Source organism: Streptococcus parasanguinis, assembly GCF_001578955.1.
Classification (GTDB): Bacteria; Bacillota; Bacilli; order Lactobacillales; family Streptococcaceae; genus Streptococcus; species Streptococcus parasanguinis_U.
This window is the reverse complement of record NZ_KQ969693.1, coordinates 57,394-80,017: the sequence shown is the minus strand read 5'-3', so window position 1 is coordinate 80,017 and position 22,624 is coordinate 57,394. Positions and strand designations below refer to the sequence as shown.

The following is a 22,624-nucleotide window of genomic DNA, read 5'->3' as shown; positions in this document are numbered from 1 at the left end:
AAAATCTCAAGGGGTAGGGAGTTATTTAATTAGTTTTAGGATCTGAAACTTTCTTGAATTTCATTGGATAAACAAGATGAGCACCAGTTTCATCGTACGTTTTCTCAGCATACATTGTAAGGATATCACCATTCAATTCGTAGTGATAAGTAATTGGTACGTCTGTAGAATTAATATAAAGAGGTAGAACTCCAAAGATGTTTGGAACTTCAGGGAATACGATCGTTTTTGCTTTCTCGTTTAAAACCCCATCATTTAACGTTGCAGTTAACACTTTTGTATTGTTATCAAACGTTCCAGTTTGATGTTTAAAGCTTTCAAATTTCTTTTCTCTTACGCCTAGAAGGATGGCAGTAGCTTCTTCTTTTGTAGGGTATTTATCTTTATTCTGTTCAGCATAAAAATCAATATACTTATTCATATCGGCACTATAAGAATAAGTTACATCTGTTCCTGTGATTTTTAGAGTCGGAACGATATCTTGGAAGGCTTCAGTAACCTTTAATCGACTATCAGCATCATCATAATAAATTAAGAAAGTACGTTCCACGGTATCTCTAAAATCTACAGCTCTCCAGTCTCCTTCGAGTGAGACTGGAGTCGGTGCTACTGTGGTAGTTTCTGCAACTGTTGTAGTCTCAGCGGTTGTTTGTTGTTGCTGTTGTTTCTGTTGCCCACATCCTGATACAAATAGAAGAGCAAGAAGGGAAAACATCCATAGGGAACTTTTTTTCATATTGTTCATGATTGATCACTCCTTCTAATGTTTGTCTCCTACGTAATTGAAACGAAGACGTATTACTCTAAAATGACTTTGTTCATCATTACCTTCAGCATAAAGTGTTAGTTGGTTACCTTCAACGGTGTAAGTATAAGTAATGGGTACAAGCGAGTTATACGTGGTTCCCATAACAATTCTACTTAAAAATGTAGGTGTTTCAGGGAACGTAATAGTGTGTTTCTGCGTATCGATTTCGCCAGTCAGAGAGTAATCATAGGCATCATTAGGTTCGTCAAGAGTAATCTTTGTATGTTTCAAATTTGGAATATAGTTCTTAAATTCAGCAGTTTTATTTTTTAAATACGATTCATAATTTGCTTTGTTCTCTCCTGTTGCAAATGCTTGATCCTCATACAGTTCTCTGTAATCAAAATGGTACTTCAATTCAACGGTTTTATCTTTAATGGTCATCGTCATCTTAACCTTATCGAAGTCATCAAGCATTAGTACGGCGGCAAGTTTTTTTATATTAGAAGCTAGGAATACTTTCTGAATGGTCATTTGTTGGTCAGTCCATTTCCAAGTTCCTTGTTGATCCTTTGTAAGATCTTGTGGTGCTTTTGTTGTTTTAGAAGCTTTATTTGTTTGAGAAGACTTATTTGTTTTAGAAGACTGCGATGGAGAAGGTTGACATCCCGCAATAAGGAGCACTGCAAAGAATGCCAAGAAACCGAAAAGGATCTTCTTTGTTTTAGTAAACATAAATTTACCTCCTAAACGTTGTTGCTTTAATTTTATCATTAAAGGATATAATTATAAAGTGAAATGGTGAGCGAGATATGAAGAAGAAGGGACCGTAAAATAAAAAGAAAGTACAACCTTTCAACTTTTTCTAACGAATGGCAGTGAAAACTAGGATCTTTAAAAAACACATTCTATTTGTGGTATCCAAGGTATCATTTTTTGCTATAATAGACTGTATGAGTAGAATTTTAGACAATGAAATCATGGGCGACGAAGAGGCTGTTGAACGGACGCTGCGCCCGCAATATTTACATGAATATATTGGTCAGGATAAGGTCAAGGACCAGCTGAAAATCTTTATTGAGGCGGCTAAGCTTCGGGATGAAGCGCTGGATCATGTCCTTCTTTTTGGCCCTCCAGGCCTTGGGAAAACCACCATGGCTTTTGTCATTGCCAATGAACTGGGCGTCAATCTCAAGCAGACTTCGGGTCCTGTCATTGAAAAGGCTGGTGACTTGGTAGCCATTCTTAATGACCTAGAGCCGGGGGATGTTCTCTTTATTGATGAGATCCACCGTCTTCCTATGTCGGTTGAAGAAGTGCTTTACAGCGCCATGGAAGATTTTTATATCGACATTATGATTGGCGCTGGCGAGAGCAGCCGGAGTGTCCATCTGGACCTTCCTCCTTTCACTTTGATTGGGGCGACGACGCGAGCGGGTATGCTGTCCAATCCCTTGCGCGCTCGCTTTGGGATTACCGGACACATGGAATACTATGAGCAGGATGATCTGACAGAGATTGTCGAGCGGACCGCCGAGATCTTTGAGATGGAGATTACCCACGAAGCTGCCGAAGAGCTTTCTCTTCGTAGTCGGGGGACCCCTCGGATTGCCAACCGTTTGCTCAAACGGGTGCGCGATTTTGCTCAGATTATGGGCGACGGCTTGATTGACGACACCATTACCGACAAGGCCCTCTCTATGCTGGATGTGGACCATGAAGGACTGGACTATGTCGATCAAAAGATTCTGCGTACCATGATTGAAATGTACGGTGGTGGCCCGGTCGGCCTTGGGACTCTATCGGTCAATATTGCCGAAGAGCGAGAGACCGTTGAGGACATGTATGAGCCTTACTTGATTCAAAAAGGCTTTATCATGCGGACCCGGACAGGGCGCGTGGCGACCCGCAAGGCTTATGAACACCTGGGTTATCCCTATAATGGAGACTAGAAGAAGATGCTGACGGAAGAAGCAATAGTGGAACAAATCCAAGCGGATCCGGAGATGATGGCCGTCTTGACTATTATTCGAGATCTCGACCTGGCAGATGCCTGGTTAGCAGCAGGCGCGGTGCGCAATTTCATCTGGAACCAGCTCTCTGGAAGACCAGGGTTTGACGCGACAACCGATATGGATCTGGTCTTTTATGACCCTGCGATCAGCTATGAGGAGACTCTGCAGATCGAGCAGGAATTAAAGAAGACCTATCCCCAGTACGCTTGGGAAGTCAAAAATCAAGTCTATATGCACCAGCATAGTCCGGGGACGGCTCCTTATCGCAGTGCTTGTGACGCGGTTTCTAAATACCCCGAGCAGTGTACAGCTCTTGCAGTTCGCTTAAGGAAAGATGGTCAGCTAGAGCTCTTTCTCCCTTATGGGACAAAGGATATCGAAGACTTCATTGTTCAGCCGACTCCGCATTTTTTAGCCAGCCCCGAGCGTTTAGCGGTTTATACAGAGCGGATGAAAAAGAAAAATTGGCAGAGTAAATGGCCTCCATTAGAGATTCGTTTTCCAAAATAGAGAAACAGATCAGATTTGAAAAAGGAATCTGATTTTTCTTTAAAATGATGGAGCCGCTTTGTCATCTTTCTGTCACATTTTTGTTATAATAGTAATAGTATGCTGGTTTTCCATAGTGGAAAGCCAAGAGCTCAGCTAGGTTGGGCAGTCCGAACAAGGAGTTAGGTGGAATCATGAAAAAAATCGTCTTTGTCTGCTTAGGAAATATTTGTCGGAGCCCCATGGCAGAGTTTGTCATGAAGGACTTGACGGATCAGTATGAGATTGAAAGTCGGGCAACCTCTAGCTGGGAACATGGCAATCCTATCCATCGGGGAACCCAGAAAATCTTTCAACAACACCAGGTCCCGTATGATCCAGCCAAGACGTCCTTACAGATCAAGGAAGAGGATTTTTACAACTTTGATTTGATCCTGGGGATGGATGAAAACAATGTGGCTGACCTCAAACGAATGGCACCGCCTGGAACAGAGCACAAGATTCATCTCTTTGCAGGAGAAAGTGTTCCAGATCCATGGTACACAGGAGATTTCGAAGAGACCTATTCCAGAGTCCTGAGCGGCTGTAAGGCTTGGTTAGATCAGTTAGCAACTTCCTAAGAGTTTGATATGTGAGAGAATACAGAATATGAAAGAATTTTATGAGACTTATAAGGTCTATCTAACACGAAAAAATTTAGAAATAGCAGCATTAGTCGTGATTATTCTATCTGCTTTGATGGTTTTCCTTTCAGCCATTCCAGGTCAGGGTGTTTTGACCTTGGATAAGGGGGCGATCCGTTACGACGGAAGTTTGGTCCGTGGCAAGATGAATGGCAAGGGAACCGTCACCTTTAAAAATGGGGATACCTATACAGGTAACCTCGTCAATGGCTCTTTTAGTGGCTATGGTAAGTTTAAGTCCAAGGATGGCTGGACCTATGAAGGGCAGTTTGTTAATGGCCAGCCGGAGGGCAAAGGCACCTTAACCACAGAAGCCAACGTCGTATACAAAGGAACATTCAAGCAGGGGATTTATCAAAATGCGCATTAAATGGTTTTCACTAGTCCGTGTTACAGGACTCTTATTGGTATTGCTTTACCATTTCTTCCAAAAAGCCTTTCCTGGAGGCTTCATTGGGGTAGATATTTTCTTCACCTTCTCAGGATTTTTGATTACAGCGCTCTTGATCGATGAATTTGCGCGCAAGCAAGGAATCGACTACCTGGCATTCTTGAAACGGCGCTTTTACCGGATCGTACCACCCCTTGTCTTTATGGTCTTGGTCGTGATGCCCTTTACCTTTATGGTCCAACGGGACTACGTGGCTGGTATTGGGACTCAGATTGCGGCGGTCTTCGGTTTTGTGACCAATTTCTTTGAGATGGCAACGGGTGGTAGTTACGAAAGCAACTTCATTCCGCATCTCTTCCTTCATACCTGGAGTTTGGCCCTAGAAGTGCATTACTATGTGCTCTGGGCACTTTTGGCATGGTTCTTGGCTAAGCGGGCTAAGACGGTTGGAAAGTACCGAGGCATGCTCTTCTTAGCATCCAGCGGGCTCTTTCTCTTTACCTTCTTGTCTATGTTCATCCGCGCCTTTCTGACAGCTAATTTCTCTACTATCTATTTTTCTAGCTTCACTCATATCTTCCCCTTCTTTGCGGGATCGTGTCTAGCAACGGTGACAGGGATTGCCAATGTCAGCCCGAACTTTACAAAATTGGTGCAGTCTTGGAGTATGAAAAAGACCTTGTCAGTCTTGGGTGGAAGCTTTGCCTTCTTGTTTGTGCTCAGTCTTTTCTTGCCATTTGATAGCTTGTGGACCTATCTGTTTGGCTTTTTAGCAGCGACAATCGCAGCTTGTGCCATGATTCTGTCGGCCCGCATTCTCCATGAGAAGACGCCGGATAAAAAAGAACCAGTCATCCTCAATTTCTTGGCAGATACTAGTTATGGTGTCTACCTTTTCCACTGGCCTTTCTTTATCATCTTCTCTCAACACTTGGGAAATATGATGGCAGCCCTTGTGACGACGATCGTTTCCTTGATTCTAACGGCTCTTTCCTTCTATATTTTGGAGCCAACCATTGCAGGTAAGGAACCTCGTGTCTTTGGTATGAAGATGGATCTCAGTTTTTTGACCAAACCGATCTTTTACCTCATGATTCCACTGGCTCTCTTGATGGTTGGAATCTCCGCCTTTGCACCAACCGTTGGAGCTTTTGATGAGAGTTTGGTAGTGAGTGGGCTCAATCAAGCAGACAGCAAAATGCAGGTCACACGGACGCAGGTGGACAATGCGACGGCAACAGACTATAACGTCTCAAATGGTGTGACCATGATCGGTGATTCGGTTAACTTGAGAGCACAAGACTACCTAACCAAAGCGATCCCTGGCATCCAGATCGATGCAGTGGTGAGCCGTCAGTTGGAAAATGGAATGAAGGTCTTTGAGACTGACATCTCCAATAAAGTTCTCCTAAAAAATGTGGTCATTGCCCTAGGAACCAATACTGTAAGCAACTACAAAGAATTGCTGGATCAGTATGTTGAGAAACTTCCAAAAGGCCGTCGCTTGATCCTTGTGACACCATATGATGGTCGCTATGCCAACGATCAGTCCAGTGAATCGGTTCAAACGCGTCTTTATGAGTTGGAACTGGCTAAGAAATACGACTTTATCACCATTGCAGACTGGTACCAAGTAGCAATTGAAAATCCAAACATTTGGGTGGGAACAGACTCTGTTCACTTCAATATGGAAACCAATGGTGGGGAACTCTATGCCCAAACAGTCAAAGAAGCCCTTGATAAGGCCGAAAAGGGTCCGGTCAAGAAGTAACAATGCTTCTCTGAAACTGAAACAAAACAAATCCTAACAAAATAAAACAAAAAGCAACTTTTTACTTGTAAAAAGCTGCTTATTTTAGTAAGATTGAGAAAACGCTTACAAAAATCAATTGAAAACATCTCTTTGTGAAGAAAAAAATTTTTTAATTATTTTTTCACAATTTTGCTAAAGAATTGCTTTCACAGCAATAGGATTGATAAAGTCTTCACAAACTTCAAAAAATTCTTTGTGAAAGTTGCTTGGAAGTGTTTACAAAAATCTCAAAATAGAGTACAATTATATTGTGAAATAATTAACAAATCGAAATTTCTTACACTATTCTTGAAAATTTCCGAAAACATGAAAAAGTTCTAGAAAAGGATAAGGGTTTCAAACATTGGAGGAAAGCATCAAATGGCTGATAAAAAAACTCTCTCACCTGAAGAAAAGAAACTCGCTGCTGAAAAACACGTAGACGAGTTGGTGCAAAAAGCGCTAGTGGCGCTTGAAGAAATGCGCAAATTGAACCAGGAGCAAGTGGACTACATTGTAGCAAAAGCATCTGTAGCTGCTCTTGACGCACACGGTGAGCTCGCTCTTCATGCTTATGAAGAAACTGGTCGTGGGGTCTTTGAAGACAAAGCAACCAAGAACTTGTTCGCTTGTGAACACGTAGTAAACAACATGCGTCATACGAAAACAGTTGGTGTCATTTCAGAAGATGACGTCACTGGTTTAACGCTGATTGCTGAGCCAGTCGGAGTTGTCTGCGGGATCACTCCTACAACAAACCCTACTTCAACAGCAATCTTTAAAGCATTGATTTCCTTGAAGACACGGAACCCTATCGTCTTTGCCTTCCACCCATCTGCTCAAGAATCATCAGCTCATGCGGCACAAATCGTACGCGATGCGGCAATTGCAGCTGGAGCACCTGAGAACTGTGTGCAATGGATTACCCAACCTTCTATGGAAGCAACCAGTGCCCTTATGAACCATGAAGGAGTTGCTACGATCCTTGCGACCGGTGGTAACGCCATGGTGAAAGCGGCTTATTCTTGTGGCAAACCAGCTCTTGGGGTAGGTGCCGGAAACGTACCTGCTTATGTTGAAAAATCAGCTAATATCCGCCAAGCAGCACACGATATCGTCATGTCTAAATCATTTGACAACGGAATGGTTTGTGCGTCTGAACAAGCAGTCATCATCGATAAAGAAATCTACGATGAGTTTGTTGAAGAATTCAAATCTTACCACACTTACTTTGTCAACAAAAAAGAAAAAGCCCTTCTTGAAGAGTTCTGCTTCGGCGTAAAAGCGAACAGCAAGAACTGTGCAGGTGCGAAATTGAATGCGGACATCGTTGGGAAACCAGCAGCATGGATCGCTGAACAAGCTGGCTTCTCTGTACCAGAAGGAACCAATATCCTTGCGGCAGAATGTAAAGAAGTTGGCGAAAAAGAACCGTTGACTCGTGAAAAATTGTCACCAGTCATCGCTGTTTTGAAATCTGAAAGCCGTGAAGACGGAATTAACAAAGCTCGCCAAATGGTTGAATTCAACGGTCTTGGTCACTCAGCAGCCATCCATACTGCTGATGAAGAATTGACCAAAGAATTTGGTAAAGCAGTCAAAGCTATTCGTGTTATCTGCAACTCTCCTTCGACTTTCGGTGGTATCGGGGATGTTTACAATGCCTTCTTGCCATCATTGACACTTGGATGTGGTTCTTACGGACGCAACTCTGTTGGGGACAACGTTAGTGCCATCAACCTCTTGAATATCAAAAAAGTCGGACGCCGGAGAAATAACATGCAATGGATGAAACTTCCTTCAAAAACATACTTTGAACGTGATTCAATTGAATACCTACAAAAATGTCGTGACGTTGAACGTGTCATGATCGTTACAGACCACGCTATGGTAGAGCTTGGTTTCCTTGATCGTATCATCGAACAGCTTGACCTTCGTCGCAACAAGGTGGTTTACCAAATCTTTGCAGACGTAGAACCAGATCCAGATATCACAACTGTTGAACGTGGTACAGAGATCATGCGTGCCTTCAAACCAGATACGATCATTGCTCTTGGTGGTGGATCACCAATGGATGCGGCCAAAGTAATGTGGCTCTTCTACGAACAACCAGAAGTGGACTTCCGTGACTTGGTTCAAAAATTCATGGATATCCGTAAACGTGCCTTCAAGTTCCCATTGCTTGGTAAGAAGACGAAATTCATCGCTATCCCAACAACATCTGGTACAGGATCTGAAGTAACGCCATTTGCCGTTATCTCTGATAAAGCAAACAACCGTAAATACCCAATCGCAGATTACTCATTGACTCCAACAGTTGCCATCGTAGACCCTGCCTTGGTATTGACAGTTCCTGGATCTGTTGCAGCAGACACTGGTATGGACGTCTTGACGCACGCGACAGAAGCTTACGTATCACAAATGGCTAGCGACTTCACAGATGGTCTTGCTCTTCAAGCTATTAAACTTGTCTTCGAAAACTTGGAAAGCTCAGTCAAGAATGCGGACTTCCATTCACGCGAAAAGATGCACAATGCGTCAACCATCGCAGGTATGGCCTTCGCCAATGCCTTCCTCGGTATTTCTCACTCCATGGCCCACAAGATCGGTGCGCAATTCCACACGATTCACGGACGGACCAATGCGATCTTGCTTCCATACGTTATCCGCTACAACGGTACACGCCCAGCTAAGACAGCTACATGGCCTAAGTACAACTACTACCGTGCAGATGAAAAATACCAAGATATTGCTCGTATGCTAGGACTTCCATGTTCTACTCCAGAAGAAGCCGTTGAAGCTTACGCAAAAGCTGTATACGAACTCGGTGAACGCTGTGGTATCGAAATGAACTTCAAAGCACAAGGAATCGATGAAAAAGAATGGAAGAAACATTCTCGTGAATTGGCCTTCCTTGCTTACGAAGATCAATGTTCACCAGCTAACCCACGTCTTCCAATGGTAGACCATATGCAAGAAATCATCGAAGATGCTTACTATGGTTACAAGGAACGCCCAGGACGTCGTAAATAAGACGCTAACGAATTACTGATGTTTATCAGCTACCCCTACTCTTTAGAGTGGGGGATTTTTGATGGTGTTTTCAAATTTTATGCTGACTATGGAAATTGTAAAATCAACTTTATCTTGGCAATTTAAGGTTGGAATTCTCTTTCTTTCATAGAAAATTAGACTTTTTTTAATAATCTGTGCTATTTTTATAGCATTACGAGCTAATTTATGTTACCCTATAGTGTGTGAATCTGCTTGTAGTTGAAGGGTTATGATAGCTTTTCAGTTATAGGAAACAGATAATAAGGAACCAAGAAAGGAGGCCATCTCATATGGAGTTAGAAGGTGAAGTGCAAGGAAGACAAGATCAGGCACAGAAAATTATTGATATACCCCAAAGAGATCAGGAAACTTCCACTTCAGAAGATCAGCCATCATCTGCTTCGGTGGTCTCTATGTATGGGCAGGAAAGATCTGGTCAAGGTAGTGGGCATTCGTCCAGCATTTCTAGCCTCCATCAGCAACTGGCAGGAGCATCTGGAACCCAGACTATTCAATTGCGGGAGGAATTGGTGCTGGCAGTAGCACAGAATGCTTCAGCGCAAGCCACTGCCTTTGAGGCAGAGGTCAAGGACAAGCTAGAAGAGGCCAAGGAGATGGTTTCCCATAAAGTCGCTGAGGTGTCTCAAATGGCCCACAGCATGGCTCAATTTTTAACAGACGCAGAAGTGGAGCAACTATTAGGGGAGTTCTCCATGGATACTTGTTGGGACCAAGCAGTAGAGGCGGAGAACCTCGCCCAAGCAAAGGCCTACTCTACTCGCTTGTCAGATTTGGCGGGTCAGTTGGAGGCTGCATCAGCTCAATTGGTGGACTTGGACAAGGGACAAGCGACGGCCTTTGATTTTTCATAAGTAGGAGAAAAAGATGTTAGAGATCCTGGGAGAGGACAGAGAACGAATTGAGGAGCTCCATCGAGAGATTAAAAAGGAGCAAGAGCGGATTGCGATCAGAAGTTTGATTGCAACGCAAAAAGCCTTGATGATGTTGGAAGGGATGAGTTTGCAGGTAACCTTGGGCGGTCAATCTGAAAAGATGCGCTCTTTTGCTACAACGACCCTGGTTAGTGATTTGAAAGATGGATTTACAGGAGGAGCAGCGGACGCGGTAGAAACAGCACTGAAATCAGTGAAGAAGCCGATTTTATTGAGTCCGATTAAAGGAGGTATGTGATGTACCATTCAGGAAATAGTGAATTGGAACAACTAGAAGATCGACATTACCGCTTCAATCAAAAGCTTAGTGAGCTGGAGTGGGATTATGCGGATATGCGTATGGATGTTCGCCAACATACAGAAAATTTAGTGGACTGGCTGAGTGCTCTGCATTTTCAAGCCCCAAGTGCGGAGGCTCAAAGTGGCTTGGAGCGTTTATTTGCCTTGCAAGAAGAGTTTGAGGCAGAACTCAAGCGCTATGAAGATCGCTTAGAAGAAGAGCGTGAGCGCGAACAGCAAGAGTACTACAAGCAACGTCAACAATTAGAACAAGGTGATTGAAACATTCCTCTGGTAGAGATAAGAGGAATGTTTTTGTTTGCTCAAAAAACTTTTAAAAATGTGCTTCGAACCATTGTAAACGCTTACTCTATATGTTATAATATCACAAAGAAATATACAGAACATGGTTTTATCAAACCAACAAAAAGGAGTTGCTTATGAAAGCTGTAACCTATGTATCTGCAGGCAATCTGCAACTGCTGGATCAAGCTCATCACCCACCACTTCAAACTCTCAGAAGTTGAAAAAGCCTATGATGTCTTTAAACATGCAGGTGAAAGCCATGCACTCAAGGTCATTATCGAAAATGATATCAGTGAATGAAGTGGCAACTAATGTTTGTTCATAGTTTTTTTAGTAGGGCTGGGAGGTAACTTCTAGCCCTTTTTCAGAGGATTAAGAGATGAGAGATATAAAAAGTGAAATTGGTAAAAAACTAAGACGATTAAGAGAAGAAAAGGGGATGACGAGAGAAGTACTTTGTAATGATGAAAGTGAATTAACAGTTCGTCAGTTAGTACGTATTGAAAAGGGAGAGTCTTTGCCTAGCTTAAAAAAATTAGAATATATTGCGAATATGCTGGGTATTCCAGTGTCGAATATTGTAGATCATGATAAAGCGGTGTTACCTCGTAGATATCTAGAGTTGAAATTTCTAGTTACTCATTTTATGACATATGGGGATGAAGAACGGATAAGACTAAAGGAATCGTATTTTGATGAGATTTACGAATCGTATTTTGAAGATTTACCAGAAGAGGAACAAGTGGCTATTGAAGCTGTTGATGCAGCATTAAATGTTTTTTCAACTGAAAAAGCTGAATATGGAGAAAATTTGATTGAGGAATATTTTGGGCAATTGATGACTAAAAAAGAATTTTCTCAAAATGATCTATTAATTATCAAATTATTTTTGTTCAAATGTCTCGCGAGAGCAAAAGATAAAAGCGATGCCATGATTTTAGTTGATAAAATGATTGCTACCAAAAATTCATCTGATAAAACGAGCCTATATTTAATAACCAGAAATTTGATAGCGATGACTTCTATCTTATATCAAGATGAAGATTATGAACAGTTGGGTCCATATATAGATGAATTGGATAAATTAGTACAAGAAACTCAATATTTTCAACAAAAGCCGGGTATAGATATGATGAAAGGAACCTATGCATTCTACGTGGAAAAAGATATAGAAAAAGCAAAAGTATTTTATCACCAAGCGATGGTTTGTGCTCATTCATTTGGCGAATTTGATCTTGAAAATAAAATAAAAAAAGAAATGGAAAAACATTTTAAAAAATGAGGATGTGACATTTATGTCATGTCCATTTTATTTTTAAAGTGATACCATTGTTATTGAAGATGAAGTGGGAATAATAATTAGGTAGAGAGGATAATTATAACTATTACAGAGGATGTTTTTTTCAGATTTGATGGATGAAATTATTATGTATAAATTATAATTTTCACTTCATATTTCTTGTAAATAACCTATTATAGTCTTATAATATATGTACAGAAAACGATTACATAAAGAGAAAGGTGTGATCTTATGAAACGGTTTTGTTATCATCGTGAATTCTGGATGGACTTCCATTTCTGGATCTTGGTCTTGCTTTTAGTGGCTGTAGCTTTGACGATGCGGGCTCCGCTTTCGGTAGTTAGCCTAGCTTATCTTGCTTTTGTTGGGATTTTGATCCTTCTTCAGGTCTTTCAACCACCTGTATCGACACGTCAGTATCCAGAAGGTAGCTACCATTTCAATTGGACCTTCTATCGCGATACCCGACTCTATATCGATCTCTTTTTACTAGCAGGTCTCTTGGCAGGCCCAATGGCTTCATCGGATATGGTCTATTGGATCTTGCTTGGAGCCGTCGTCGGCTCTATCGGCTTTGTATTTGTCGTAAAGGAAAAAGCGACTCAAAAGATGGCCTAGGTAGATGATATGGTTTCAGTATTATAGAGTAAAAATACTTCTTTAGAATAATCAAAAAACCAAGAAGGATGAGATAAAACTCATCCTTCTTGGTTTTTTAAATAGGGAGACCATATTAAGATTTTCGAGAACGTTGACTAGAAAGCTTTTTGTTTTCCCAGTAGCTATTAAAGACAATTTCCTTTTGTTCTCGGCTTTTATTAAGGAAATGAGCATAGATCAAATCGACCACAATGAGGAGTGGTAAAATCGCAGAGATTCGATCGATATAGGTACTACTAGGAAGGGGTGCGGCCGGTAACACTTCTGTGAATCCTTGGTGGATAGCAGCAGGATTAGCGGTCACAAGAACCGTCTTAGCCCCTTTTTCTTTGGCATCCAAAAGACTGTCTGTAATGGAATTTGTGCTTCCTGATAATGAGAAACCGATGACTAAACAAGAGGAATCGAGAATACTGGTCGTCCAAGCAAAGCCATCTTGATCAGTCAGGGCTTCACAAACGACGCCCAGTCGCATAAAGCGCAATTTCATTTCTCGAGCGACTAATCCGGAACTACCGATCCCGAAGAAATAGACTCGGTCTACTTGATCGATTAGTTCAGCTACCCGATCTAATTGAGAATCTTTTACCAGACTTTCAGTGACGTTACTGATATGGTGGTAGCGTTGCAAGACGCTGAGAGTGAGTTCGTCATGCTCTTGTACCTGTTTTTGATTCTTTGTTTCCTCATTAAAATGATAGACAAACTCACGATAGCCGGAAAAACCACATTTTTGAGAGAAACGCGTTAAAGCTGCCTTTGAGACATGGAGTAACTCCGTTACACGAGAAGAGGACAGGGAGTGCTGTCGTGCTTCGGATGATAAAAAATATTGGGCAATGTCGCGTTCCATATCTGTTAACTCAGCTTCATGGCTGGCGATAATGGCGCGTAAATCTTGATCTTGTTTCACAGCAATCCTCCTTTCTCACGAGATGAAATAACAGGATACTCCTATAATATATTACACATTATAACATGGGTAACCGCTTTATTCAAGTAAAAGAAATCAAGAAATACTGAAACTAGGAACAGGATATGAGAAAAGAAGAGAGCGCTACCAAACTTGAAACTAAGCTCTTATTGGTTGTCCACAATTTTCTGAAAATTCCCGGTTGGGCCTGAACAAACGATATGAATTGTGGTATAATTTAAGATAATTGTACTGTTGTTCGAAGAACAATGGTTGAATAAGGAGGTGTGACGATGTCGAATGCAACACTCGAGATGATGCAAGAGATCGAGCAAGCTGCTCAGGGAGTGATCGTAGGTTATGAAGCTCAAGTTGAACAAATCCGAACGGATTCGCGCGATCGCCTTGCAACAGTGGCACAGCATTACGATGAGGAAACCAAGCAATTGGTCACAGAGGCAGAAAAAAACGCCCAGGAAAGACTCGTCCGTTTAACGAAAGATCTGGAAGAAACGGTTGCGCGCAATGATGCCAGGGTACAAGAGGCGATGACCGATAAACGAGCTGGGCTAGTTGAAGCCATTGTAGAAAAGGTGGTAGCAAGCTATGGCCGTTAGTCAGATGAAAAAACTGTCCCTCATCTTACCCAAAGATGACTTGGATAGTCTCCTACTAGCGCTACAGTCTGAGGCAAAAATCCAGATTTATGACCTCAGTGAGCATGAAGAATGGCAGGCTGCCTTTGAGGCAAATACCTTGTCTCAACCCTTGACAGAGGACAATCGTCAAGCCTTGGTAGAGCTACAAAAACGTCAAGAACAAGTTGAAAAAATGATTCAGATTCTGGAGCCCTACATGCCTGAGAAGAAGGCCCTGCAAGCTCTAAAGGAAGAACCCTTAAGCTTGTCTTTTGATGACTTGCAGGCCCACGGGATGATTCGAGACGAGGATCTTCTATTGACCAAGTTGAAACGCCAATTGCGCGTGTTAGACAAGGCTCGTCAGAAGATTGCGGATGCAAAGGGAGAGATAGAGCGCTTAGAAAAATGGCGACCGTTAGAAGTGACGCCAGCTGCTCTCGCTACTTTTCACTATGTGCATGGCTTGATCGGGACGATCCCAAATAGCGATACAGACGCTGTTCGCTCTTCCTTAAAAGCTCATCCTGAGCTGGAGTTAGAAGAAGTCTTTACGTCTGAAACCGAACACGGCTATGTCATCTTGTATCGTTCGGGAGATCGTGTAGCTGTTCAGGAGCTTTTAGAAGACCATGGGTTCAAAGAATTGGACTATGAAGAAGAGCAGGTCCCGGCCGCCTACTTGGATCGCCTAGAAGGGGAAATCAAAGAGCAAGAAGCTGTAGTTGCAGCAACCCTAGCCGAGTTACAAAACTCCCAGAAGGAACTGGACCAGCTCAAGTACCAGATGGATTACTTGCTGAGTTCGGGAGCTCGTGAGGAAGCCAAGTCGCTTCTTGCCAGCACGCAGAGCTTGGTAGCTCTAGAGGGTTGGATTGAAACATCCCAAGTGGCCTCATTGCGAGACTTCTTGCAAGAAGGTTTTGGTTCTCGGGTCTTACTAGAGACGCGCGATGTGACGGAAAAAGATTGGGATGACGTTCCAATCCAGTTGCGAAATAATGCCTTGGTAGAGCCCTTTGAATTAGTCACAGAGATGTACGCCCTGCCTAAGTATTACGAGAAAGATCCGACACCGATCGTTTCTCTCTTCTACTTTGTTTTCTTTGGCATGATGGTCGCAGATATCGGTTATGGACTGTTGCTAACTTTGGCGACAGGCTTTGCCCTTAAAGCCTTTAAGCTCAAGCCTAGTACAGCCAAGAACCTTCGTTTCTTCAGTCTCCTCGGAATTTCAGTTGCCCTTTGGGGTGTGGTCTATGGCTCTTTCTTTGGATTTGAGATGCCTTTTGCCCTGATCAGTACGACCAGCAACGCCATGACCATCCTGATCCTCTCAGTGGTCTTTGGTTTTGTCACCGTCTTAGTGGGCCTCTTCCTAGGAGGAATGAAAAATGTTCGCCTCAAAGACTACACCGAAGCCTATAATGCTGGCTTTGCTTGGGTCTTGATCCTACTTGGCTTAATGCTTCTAGCAGTAGGCAATATCTTGCCAGGGATGAGCATTTTAGTTCCGATTGGCAAGTGGTTAGCTATTTTGAATGCCATTGGGATCTTGATTGTTTCCATTGTCAGTGCCAAGAAGCTATCCGGTTTAGCCTCTGGTCTCTTTAACCTCTACAATGTTAGTGGCTATATCGGAGACTTGGTCAGCTTCACCCGTTTGATGGCCTTGGGCTTGTCTGGAGCGAGTATCGGTTCGGCCTTCAACCTTATTGTTAATCTCTTTCCACCGCTTGGACGGTTTACGGTAGGGCTTGTGCTCTTTATCGTCCTACATGCCATTAATATGTTCCTGTCCTTCTTGTCAGGATATGTGCATGGAGCCCGTTTGATCTTTGTGGAGTTCTTCGGTAAGTTCTACGAAGGAGGAGGCAAGCCATTTCGTCCTCTCAAACCTTCTGAACGCTATATTAAAACAAAAAAATAAGTTTTATCTTTAATAAATAGGAGTATATTCATGGAATCTTTAGCATCATACTTTTCAGCCCATGGGGGCGCCTTCTTTGCAGCATTTGGTGTGGCGATCGCCGTTGCACTTAGTGGAATGGGATCTGCCCTTGGGGTTGGTAAAACGGGTCAAGCAGCAGCAGCACTCTTGAAAGAACAACCTGAAAAATTTGCCCAAGCCTTGATTTTGCAATTGTTGCCAGGTACACAAGGTTTGTACGGTTTCGTTATCGGGATCTTGATCTGGTTGCAAATTAAGCCAGATATGCCACTTGAAACAGGAGTCGCTTACTTCTTTACAGCTCTTCCAGTTGCGATCGTTGGTTATTTCTCAGCCAAACACCAAGGAAATGTTGCGACAGCAGGGATGCAAATCTTGGCCAAACGCCCTGAAGACATGATGAAAGGGGTTATCCTTGCGGCCATGGTTGAAACCTATGCCATCTTGGCCTTCGTTGTGTCCTTCCTATTGACCCTACGCGTCGGCTAAGAGCTAGCTTTGATGGATTCGCCTCGCGAGGCGAAAAACACAAGACGCATGCAATAGGAGAAAAAACGATATGGATGAACAAACCCAATTAAAGGATTCGATCTTGGCCCAAGCCCACGAAAAAGGGCGTAAACTCTTAGAAGAGGCCAAGGAAACCATCCTAAAAGAGGAGACTGCACAAGAAGAGCGTTTGATCCAAGACAAACTCAATCAACGCTCCGAGCAGCTCAAGCGGATTCAACGTCAATTGCAACGTGAAACCCAACAAATCGAAAATAAAAAACGCCAATCAACCCTTGTCACCAAGCAACGAGTCTTAAAGGATCTCTTTGCAGATGCTTATGAAGCGATGGTGGCTTGGACCCTTGAAAAGGAAATGCAGTTTGTAGATGCGGTCTTAGATCGCTATCAGGGACAAGTTGTGACCCTGACCTTTGGGGCGGTGAGCGCTAGCAAATTTGATTCAGTAGCTCTCGAGAGATTGAAGCAGACGCATCAGAATGTGACAGTTGCAGATGCAACAATCCCAGCTCAAGCAGGTTTTGTCTTGTCGGTTGGGAAGATTGATGACAACTATCTCTACCGTGATTTGGTGGATTCCATTTGGGAGCAAGAAAGCTACCAGATGGCAGCCAGCATTTTCACAGATGAAGAGAACTAGGAGGTTGCAATGAGCGAACGGACCTATTCTCAAGTCAATACAGGAATCAGCGTACGTGAGGCTAGTTTTGTCAGTCCCAGTCAGTTCGAGCAGTTGCTTGCAAGTCCCTCAAGCGAGAGCCGAGAAGGTTTGCTACAAGGCACACCTTATGCTCTGGATAGCAAGGAGATCAAGGATTTATCAGCCCTTGAAGCCCGCCTGATGGCAGCCTTGTTGGCAGAATACCAATGGGCTTTTGAGGTAAGCCCTCAGTCAGACCTGGTTAGCCTTTTTACCTTGAAATACACCTATCACAATCTCAAGGTTTATCTAAAACACAAGGCGACAGAGCGCAAGTTGGGGCACTTATTGATCCCTATCGGTCCTTATTCTCTCGATGTGCTTGAGCATTTGGTGGCGACCTTTTCTGCAGAGCATTGTCCGGCCTTTATGGCGGAAGAAGTGGCTGCAACCTGGCAAGAATTCCAAGACTATCAGGACTTGCGGGTCCTCGAAATTGGGATGGACTTAGCTTATTTTAAACATCTGAGATACTTAGGGGACAGCCTAGATCATCCGACTCTGAAGCAGTTGGTGGACGTGACCATTGACTTTTACAATGCGATTACAGTTAAGCGGGCCTTGGATCAGCAAAAACCGCATAGCTTTATGCACCAATTACTTTCAGATGAAGGGAGCCTCAGTGCCCATCAGGTGATCGACCTCCTAGAATCCGGTCAGTGGTTGACCTGGTTTTATCAAGTTAATCCGCTGGACTACGATCTCGCCTTAGAGACTTATGAGGAAAAGATGCGCACCGGTCAACTAAAGACCGTAGAGTTGGAGTATTTAGAGAGTTTGGTGAAATTCAGTCTTCTAGATGCTGGCCGTTTTGAAGTCGATGGACCACTCCCTCTTGTTCGTTATCTTTACGGAAAAGAGTTAGAGGTGACCAACCTTCGTTTGGTCCTCTCTGGTTTGGACAATGGTTTTCCGCTAGCAGAAATCAAAGAAAGGATGAGACCGATTTATGGACAAACAGACCTATAAGATCGCCGTTGTGGGCAATCGGGACGCCATCCTTCCTTTTCGCCTAATTGGCTTTCAAACCTATCCGGTCACAGAGCCACAAGAAGCGATCAATACCTTGCGAAAACTCAGTCGGGAAAACTTCGGGATTATCTACCTGACAGAGGATATTGCTCAGGCCATTCCAGATACAGTGGCTTTTTACGACCAGCAACTGACACCGGCTCTGATCCTTATCCCGACCCATAGAGGGACTACAGGACTGGGCCAACAGCGGATTCGTGATAATGTCGAAAAAGCAGTAGGACAGGATATTTTATGAGAACAAATGAATTTGGCCAAACGATTGGCGATGCACTGCCGGATTTTACTCCGGGGAGTCTGCCAGCTATTGAGCGGATCGAAGGTCGCTATACCGTGATCGAGCGCCTCTCAAAAGAAAAACATGGAGCAGATCTTTATCAGGTCTACGGGCCGGACTCTCCAGCAGCGATGTGGACCTTTCTGTTCAAAGGCCCTGCCCGCAATGAAGAGGAGTGGGACTACCTATTAGATGATCTCATGACAGCCCAAGGTCGCTTTTACTATGCGATTGTAGACAAAGATTCAGGCAAGGCTTTGGGGACTTTCTCTCTCATGCGGATCGATCAAGCTAATCGGGTGATCGAAGTCGGAGCAGTGACCTACTCACCAGCGCTCCAAAAGACACGCATGGCTACGGAAGCCCAGTATCTGTTAGCGCGCTACGTGTTTGAAGATTTAGGCTACCGCCGCTATGAGTGGAAATGCGATGCCTTAAACCAAGCATCTCGCAAAGCAGCTGAGCGCTTAGGGTTTACCTATGAAGGCTGTTTCCGTCAGGCTGTTGTTTATAAAGGTCGTACCCGCGATACAGACTGGTTGTCTATCATTGACCAAGAATGGCCAGCTATCAAACAGCGACTAGAAGCTTGGTTGGATCCAAGCAATTTCGATGCCAATGGCCAACAAAAGCAAGCTCTAAGAGAGATAGCGCACAAGTAAAACAAAGAAACAAAGGATTCCCAGGAGGAATACATGACTCAAGGAAAAATTATCAAAGTTTCCGGTCCCTTGGTGGTTGCATCAGGGATGCAGGAGGCCAACATCCAAGACATTTGCCGGGTCGGCGATCTTGGTTTGATTGGCGAAATTATTGAGATGCGGCGGGACGAAGCCTCTATCCAAGTATATGAAGAAACGTCTGGAGTCGGACCAGGTGAACCGGTGGTAACAACCGGAGCTCCCCTTTCTGTTGAATTGGGACCAGGCTTGATCTCTCAGATGTTTGACGGGATCCAACGCCCCTTGGAACGTTTCCAAGAAGTGACTGCCAGTGACTTCCTCGTTCGTGGGGTGCAAGTTCCAAATCTAGATCGGGACACCAAATGGGCCTTCGAGCCAAGTGTGGCAGAAGGGACAGAAGTGGTCGCAGGAGACATCGTCGGTACGGTCCAGGAGACCAATATGGTGGAACACCGCATCATGGTACCCTTTGGTGTGAGTGGACGTGTAACCAAGATCGCAGCAGGTTCTTACACAGTAGAAGAGCCAGTCTATGAGATCGAGCAGGCAGATGGCAGTCTCTTTACTGGTACTTTGATGCAAAAATGGCCAGTTCGTCGAGGCCGTCCCTTTGCACAAAAACTGATTCCAGTAGAGCCTTTGGTCACCGGTCAACGGGTCATCGATACCTTCTTCCCTGTGACTAAGGGTGGAGCTGCAGCTGTTCCTGGTCCTTTCGGAGCTGGAAAGACAGTCGTGCAACACCAGGTGGCTAAGTTTGCCAATGTAGACATCGTAATTTACGTTGGTTGTGGGGAACGTGGAAATGAAATGACGGACGTTCTGAATGAATTTCCAGAATTGATCGATCCAACGACCGGTCAATCCATCATGCAACGGACCGTTCTGATCGCCAACACTTCGAACATGCCAGTAGCGGCGCGTGAAGCTTCCATCTACACAGGGATTACTATTGCCGAATACTTCCGTGATATGGGTTATTCCGTTGCCATCATGGCGGACTCTACTTCTCGTTGGGCAGAAGCTCTCCGTGAAATGTCTGGTCGTCTAGAAGAAATGCCAGGGGATGAAGGCTACCCAGCCTATCTTGGTAGCCGGATCGCCGAATACTACGAGCGTGCAGGTCGGGTCAAGACACTCGGAACCACTGCGCGTGAAGGCTCGATTACCGCTATCGGTGCCGTTTCCCCTCCGGGTGGAGATATTTCAGAGCCTGTAACGCAAAATACCTTGCGGATTGTCAAGGTCTTCTGGGGACTAGATGCTCAATTGGCGCAACGTCGTCACTTCCCGGCCATCAACTGGTTGAGTTCTTATTCCCTTTATCAAGATGAAGTCGGTCGCTATATCGATCTACATGAACAAATCAGCTGGTCTGAAAAAGTGACCCGCGCTATGAATTTGCTTCAAAAGGAAAGTGAATTGCAAGAAATCGTCCGCTTGGTTGGTCTAGATTCCTTGTCTGAAAAAGACCGCTTGACCATGAATGCGGCCAAGATGATCCGTGAAGACTACCTGCAACAAAATGCCTTTGATGAGGTCGATACCTATACCTCTTTCAGCAAGCAGGTGGCCTTGTTGACCAACATTTTGACCTTTGACCAAGAAAGTCAAAAAGCACTAGAATTGGGAGCTTACTTCACAGAAATCATGGAAGGAACAGTAGCTCTTCGAGACCGCATTGCCCGTAGCAAGTTCATCCATGAGGACCAGTTGGCAACCATTCAAGCCCTGAAAGAAGAAATCGTAGAAACCCTACACCAAATCGTCGCAAAAGGAGGAGTAGACAATGAGCGTGATTAAAGAATACCGTACTGTCAGCGAAGTTGTTGGCCCCTTGATGATTGTCGATCAGGTCGAAGGGGTTCACTACAATGAACTGGTAGAAATCAAGCTTCATGATGGAACGACCCGTCAGGGACAAGTCCTCGAAGTCCAAGAAGATAAGGCCATGGTCCAGCTCTTTGAAGGATCTAGCGGGATCAACTTGGAAAAAGCCAAAGTCCGCTTTACCGGACGTCCCCTAGAACTTCCTGTGTCTGAAGACATGGTCGGACGCATCTTTAACGGAATGGGCAAACCCATCGATGGCGGTCCAGAGATTATCCCAGAGAAGTACTTGGACATTGATGGACAAGCCATCAATCCTGTTTCGCGGGACTATCCGGATGAATTTATCCAGACAGGGATCTCAGCCATTGACCATTTGAATACCTTGGTTCGGGGCCAAAAACTCCCAGTATTCTCAGGTTCTGGTCTTCCTCACAAGGAGTTGGCAGCTCAGATTGCTCGTCAAGCGACGGTTCTTAATTCTGAAGAAAACTTCGCCGTGGTCTTTGCGGCTATGGGAATCACCTTTGAAGAAGCCGAGTTCTTTATGAACGACCTTCGGGAGACAGGTGCGATTGACCGCTCTGTCCTCTTCATCAACCTAGCTAATGACCCAGCTATCGAACGGATTGCCACTCCTCGGATCGCCTTGACAGCCGCCGAATATTTGGCCTATGAAAAAGATATGCACGTCTTGGTTATCATGACGGATATGACCAACTACTGTGAAGCCCTTCGGGAAGTATCTGCTGCCCGCCGGGAGGTTCCAGGACGTCGGGGCTATCCAGGTTACCTCTATACTAACCTCTCAACCCTCTACGAACGTGCAGGACGCTTGGTTGGAAAGAAAGGATCTGTGACCCAAATTCCGATCCTCTCCATGCCGGAAGATGATATCACCCACCCCATCCCTGACTTGACAGGCTACATCACCGAAGGTCAGATTATTCTGTCCCGCGATCTCTACAATAGTGGTTACCGCCCACCGATCAATGTTCTTCCATCCCTTTCTCGTTTGAAGGACAAGGGTTCTGGTGAGGGGAAGACTCGAGAAGACCATGCGGCGACCATGAACCAGCTCTTTGCGGCTTACGCCCAAGGAAAACAAGCCAAAGAACTGGCTGTAGTGCTTGGGGAGTCTGCCTTGTCAGATACCGACAAGCTCTATGTTAAATTTACGGACCGCTTTGAGCAGGAATACATCAATCAAGGTTTCACCACCAATCGGACGATTGAGGAAAGTTTGGATCTCGGTTGGGAACTCTTATCCATCCTTCCACGAACAGAGCTTAAACGGATCAAGGATGAGATGATTGACAAGTATCTGCCAAACAAAGAGGGTTAGCCTATGGCACGATTAAATGTAAAACCAACTCGGATGGAGCTTAATATTCTAAAAGAGCGCCTCAAGACAGCAACC

Annotated in this window: 23 protein-coding genes and 2 pseudogenes; 22 read left to right on the top strand and 3 right to left on the bottom strand. The window is 44.2% G+C overall.

Annotation, left to right across the window (positions count from 1 at the left end; all coding sequences use genetic code 11):
- Positions 1-25 precede the first annotated feature (25 nt).
- Together SPADD19_RS10030 and SPADD19_RS10025 are read right to left on the bottom strand one after the other, a co-directional pair.
- On the bottom strand, positions 26-745 hold the full coding sequence (locus SPADD19_RS10030; RefSeq protein WP_061455913.1) for a hypothetical protein: 720 nt from the start codon (positions 743-745) through the stop codon (positions 26-28).
- A gap of 15 nt (positions 746-760) precedes the next feature.
- The gene (locus SPADD19_RS10025; RefSeq protein WP_241496578.1) at positions 761-1,483 is read right to left on the bottom strand and encodes a hypothetical protein; all 723 of its coding nucleotides are present in this window, start codon (positions 1,481-1,483) and stop codon (positions 761-763) included.
- A gap of 218 nt (positions 1,484-1,701) precedes the next feature.
- Between SPADD19_RS10025 and ruvB the strand changes: the two genes are divergently transcribed.
- The 12 genes and pseudogenes from ruvB (at position 1,702) to SPADD19_RS09965 (ending at position 12,628) form a co-directional block, all read left to right on the top strand.
- Complete coding sequence (gene ruvB / locus SPADD19_RS10020; protein WP_021154208.1) at positions 1,702-2,700, top strand: Holliday junction branch migration DNA helicase RuvB; 999 nt, start codon at positions 1,702-1,704, stop codon at positions 2,698-2,700.
- Between the two features lie 6 nt (positions 2,701-2,706).
- Positions 2,707-3,273 (top strand): nucleotidyltransferase family protein, encoded by a 567-nt coding sequence (locus SPADD19_RS10015; protein WP_061455911.1) that lies wholly within the window; start codon positions 2,707-2,709, stop codon positions 3,271-3,273.
- Between the two features lie 173 nt (positions 3,274-3,446).
- Positions 3,447-3,872 carry a low molecular weight protein-tyrosine-phosphatase gene (locus SPADD19_RS10010; protein ID WP_061455910.1) on the top strand — a complete coding sequence of 142 codons (426 nt, stop codon included), beginning with the start codon at positions 3,447-3,449 and terminating at the stop codon, positions 3,870-3,872.
- A 28-nt stretch (positions 3,873-3,900) separates the two neighbouring features.
- The gene (locus SPADD19_RS10005) at positions 3,901-4,305 is read left to right on the top strand and encodes an MORN repeat-containing protein (protein WP_004219557.1); all 405 of its coding nucleotides are present in this window, start codon (positions 3,901-3,903) and stop codon (positions 4,303-4,305) included.
- Positions 4,295-6,097, top strand: coding sequence for an acyltransferase family protein (locus tag SPADD19_RS10000; RefSeq protein WP_061455909.1), 1,803 nt, complete (start codon positions 4,295-4,297; stop codon positions 6,095-6,097). The genes SPADD19_RS10005 and SPADD19_RS10000 overlap by 11 nt, the downstream gene beginning before the upstream one ends.
- A gap of 402 nt (positions 6,098-6,499) precedes the next feature.
- Positions 6,500-9,151 carry a bifunctional acetaldehyde-CoA/alcohol dehydrogenase gene (adhE, locus tag SPADD19_RS09995; protein WP_021154214.1) on the top strand — a complete coding sequence of 884 codons (2,652 nt, stop codon included), beginning with the start codon at positions 6,500-6,502 and terminating at the stop codon, positions 9,149-9,151.
- 311 nt (positions 9,152-9,462) lie between these two features.
- Entirely contained in the window at positions 9,463-10,044 is a 582-nt protein-coding gene (locus tag SPADD19_RS09990; RefSeq protein ID WP_061455908.1) for a hypothetical protein, read from the top strand.
- Between the two features lie 13 nt (positions 10,045-10,057).
- Positions 10,058-10,363 carry a hypothetical protein gene (locus SPADD19_RS09985; RefSeq protein ID WP_003002376.1) on the top strand — a complete coding sequence of 102 codons (306 nt, stop codon included), beginning with the start codon at positions 10,058-10,060 and terminating at the stop codon, positions 10,361-10,363.
- Positions 10,363-10,686 carry a hypothetical protein gene (locus SPADD19_RS09980; RefSeq protein ID WP_061455907.1) on the top strand — a complete coding sequence of 108 codons (324 nt, stop codon included), beginning with the start codon at positions 10,363-10,365 and terminating at the stop codon, positions 10,684-10,686. The genes SPADD19_RS09985 and SPADD19_RS09980 overlap by 1 nt, the downstream gene beginning before the upstream one ends.
- A 207-nt stretch (positions 10,687-10,893) precedes the next feature.
- Positions 10,894-11,010 (top strand): annotated as a pseudogene (locus SPADD19_RS09975) (alcohol dehydrogenase); the annotation flags it as partial.
- 79 nt (positions 11,011-11,089) lie between these two features.
- Positions 11,090-11,992 (top strand): helix-turn-helix domain-containing protein, encoded by a 903-nt coding sequence (locus tag SPADD19_RS09970; protein ID WP_061455906.1) that lies wholly within the window; start codon positions 11,090-11,092, stop codon positions 11,990-11,992.
- Positions 11,993-12,241: 249 nt separating this feature from the next.
- Positions 12,242-12,628, top strand: coding sequence for a hypothetical protein (locus SPADD19_RS09965; RefSeq protein WP_037608219.1), 387 nt, complete (start codon positions 12,242-12,244; stop codon positions 12,626-12,628).
- Between the two features lie 115 nt (positions 12,629-12,743).
- On the opposite strand, the gene SPADD19_RS09960 is transcribed toward SPADD19_RS09965, so the two are convergent.
- The gene (locus tag SPADD19_RS09960; RefSeq protein ID WP_061455905.1) at positions 12,744-13,583 is read right to left on the bottom strand and encodes a MurR/RpiR family transcriptional regulator; all 840 of its coding nucleotides are present in this window, start codon (positions 13,581-13,583) and stop codon (positions 12,744-12,746) included.
- A gap of 293 nt (positions 13,584-13,876) precedes the next feature.
- Here SPADD19_RS09960 and SPADD19_RS09955 point away from each other — a divergent pair, with 293 nt between their 5' ends.
- The 10 genes and pseudogenes from SPADD19_RS09955 to SPADD19_RS12955 all read left to right on the top strand — a co-directional run.
- Positions 13,877-14,200, top strand: a complete 324-nt coding sequence (locus SPADD19_RS09955; protein WP_024055125.1) for a hypothetical protein — start codon at positions 13,877-13,879, stop codon at positions 14,198-14,200.
- Positions 14,190-16,151 (top strand): V-type ATP synthase subunit I, encoded by a 1,962-nt coding sequence (locus SPADD19_RS09950; RefSeq protein ID WP_061455904.1) that lies wholly within the window; start codon positions 14,190-14,192, stop codon positions 16,149-16,151. Before SPADD19_RS09955 ends, SPADD19_RS09950 begins: the two co-directional genes overlap by 11 nt.
- 30 nt (positions 16,152-16,181) lie before the next feature.
- Positions 16,182-16,661 carry a V-type ATP synthase subunit K gene (locus tag SPADD19_RS09945; protein WP_003009435.1) on the top strand — a complete coding sequence of 160 codons (480 nt, stop codon included), beginning with the start codon at positions 16,182-16,184 and terminating at the stop codon, positions 16,659-16,661.
- A gap of 70 nt (positions 16,662-16,731) precedes the next feature.
- The gene (locus tag SPADD19_RS09940; RefSeq protein WP_061455903.1) at positions 16,732-17,322 is read left to right on the top strand and encodes a hypothetical protein; all 591 of its coding nucleotides are present in this window, start codon (positions 16,732-16,734) and stop codon (positions 17,320-17,322) included.
- A 9-nt stretch (positions 17,323-17,331) separates the two neighbouring features.
- Positions 17,332-18,351 carry a V-type ATPase subunit gene (locus tag SPADD19_RS09935; RefSeq protein ID WP_061455902.1) on the top strand — a complete coding sequence of 340 codons (1,020 nt, stop codon included), beginning with the start codon at positions 17,332-17,334 and terminating at the stop codon, positions 18,349-18,351.
- Positions 18,332-18,652, top strand: coding sequence for a V-type ATP synthase subunit F (locus SPADD19_RS09930; protein WP_003009443.1), 321 nt, complete (start codon positions 18,332-18,334; stop codon positions 18,650-18,652). The genes SPADD19_RS09935 and SPADD19_RS09930 overlap by 20 nt, the downstream gene beginning before the upstream one ends.
- Positions 18,649-19,353 (top strand): GNAT family N-acetyltransferase, encoded by a 705-nt coding sequence (locus SPADD19_RS09925; protein ID WP_061455901.1) that lies wholly within the window; start codon positions 18,649-18,651, stop codon positions 19,351-19,353. The genes SPADD19_RS09930 and SPADD19_RS09925 overlap by 4 nt, the downstream gene beginning before the upstream one ends.
- A 33-nt stretch (positions 19,354-19,386) precedes the next feature.
- Positions 19,387-21,177, top strand: coding sequence for a V-type ATP synthase subunit A (locus tag SPADD19_RS09920; RefSeq protein ID WP_061455900.1), 1,791 nt, complete (start codon positions 19,387-19,389; stop codon positions 21,175-21,177).
- Positions 21,164-22,549 (top strand): V-type ATP synthase subunit B, encoded by a 1,386-nt coding sequence (locus tag SPADD19_RS09915; protein ID WP_061455899.1) that lies wholly within the window; start codon positions 21,164-21,166, stop codon positions 22,547-22,549. Before SPADD19_RS09920 ends, SPADD19_RS09915 begins: the two co-directional genes overlap by 14 nt.
- Before the next feature lie 3 nt (positions 22,550-22,552).
- Positions 22,553-22,624 (top strand): annotated as a pseudogene (locus SPADD19_RS12955) (V-type ATP synthase subunit D); the annotation flags it as partial.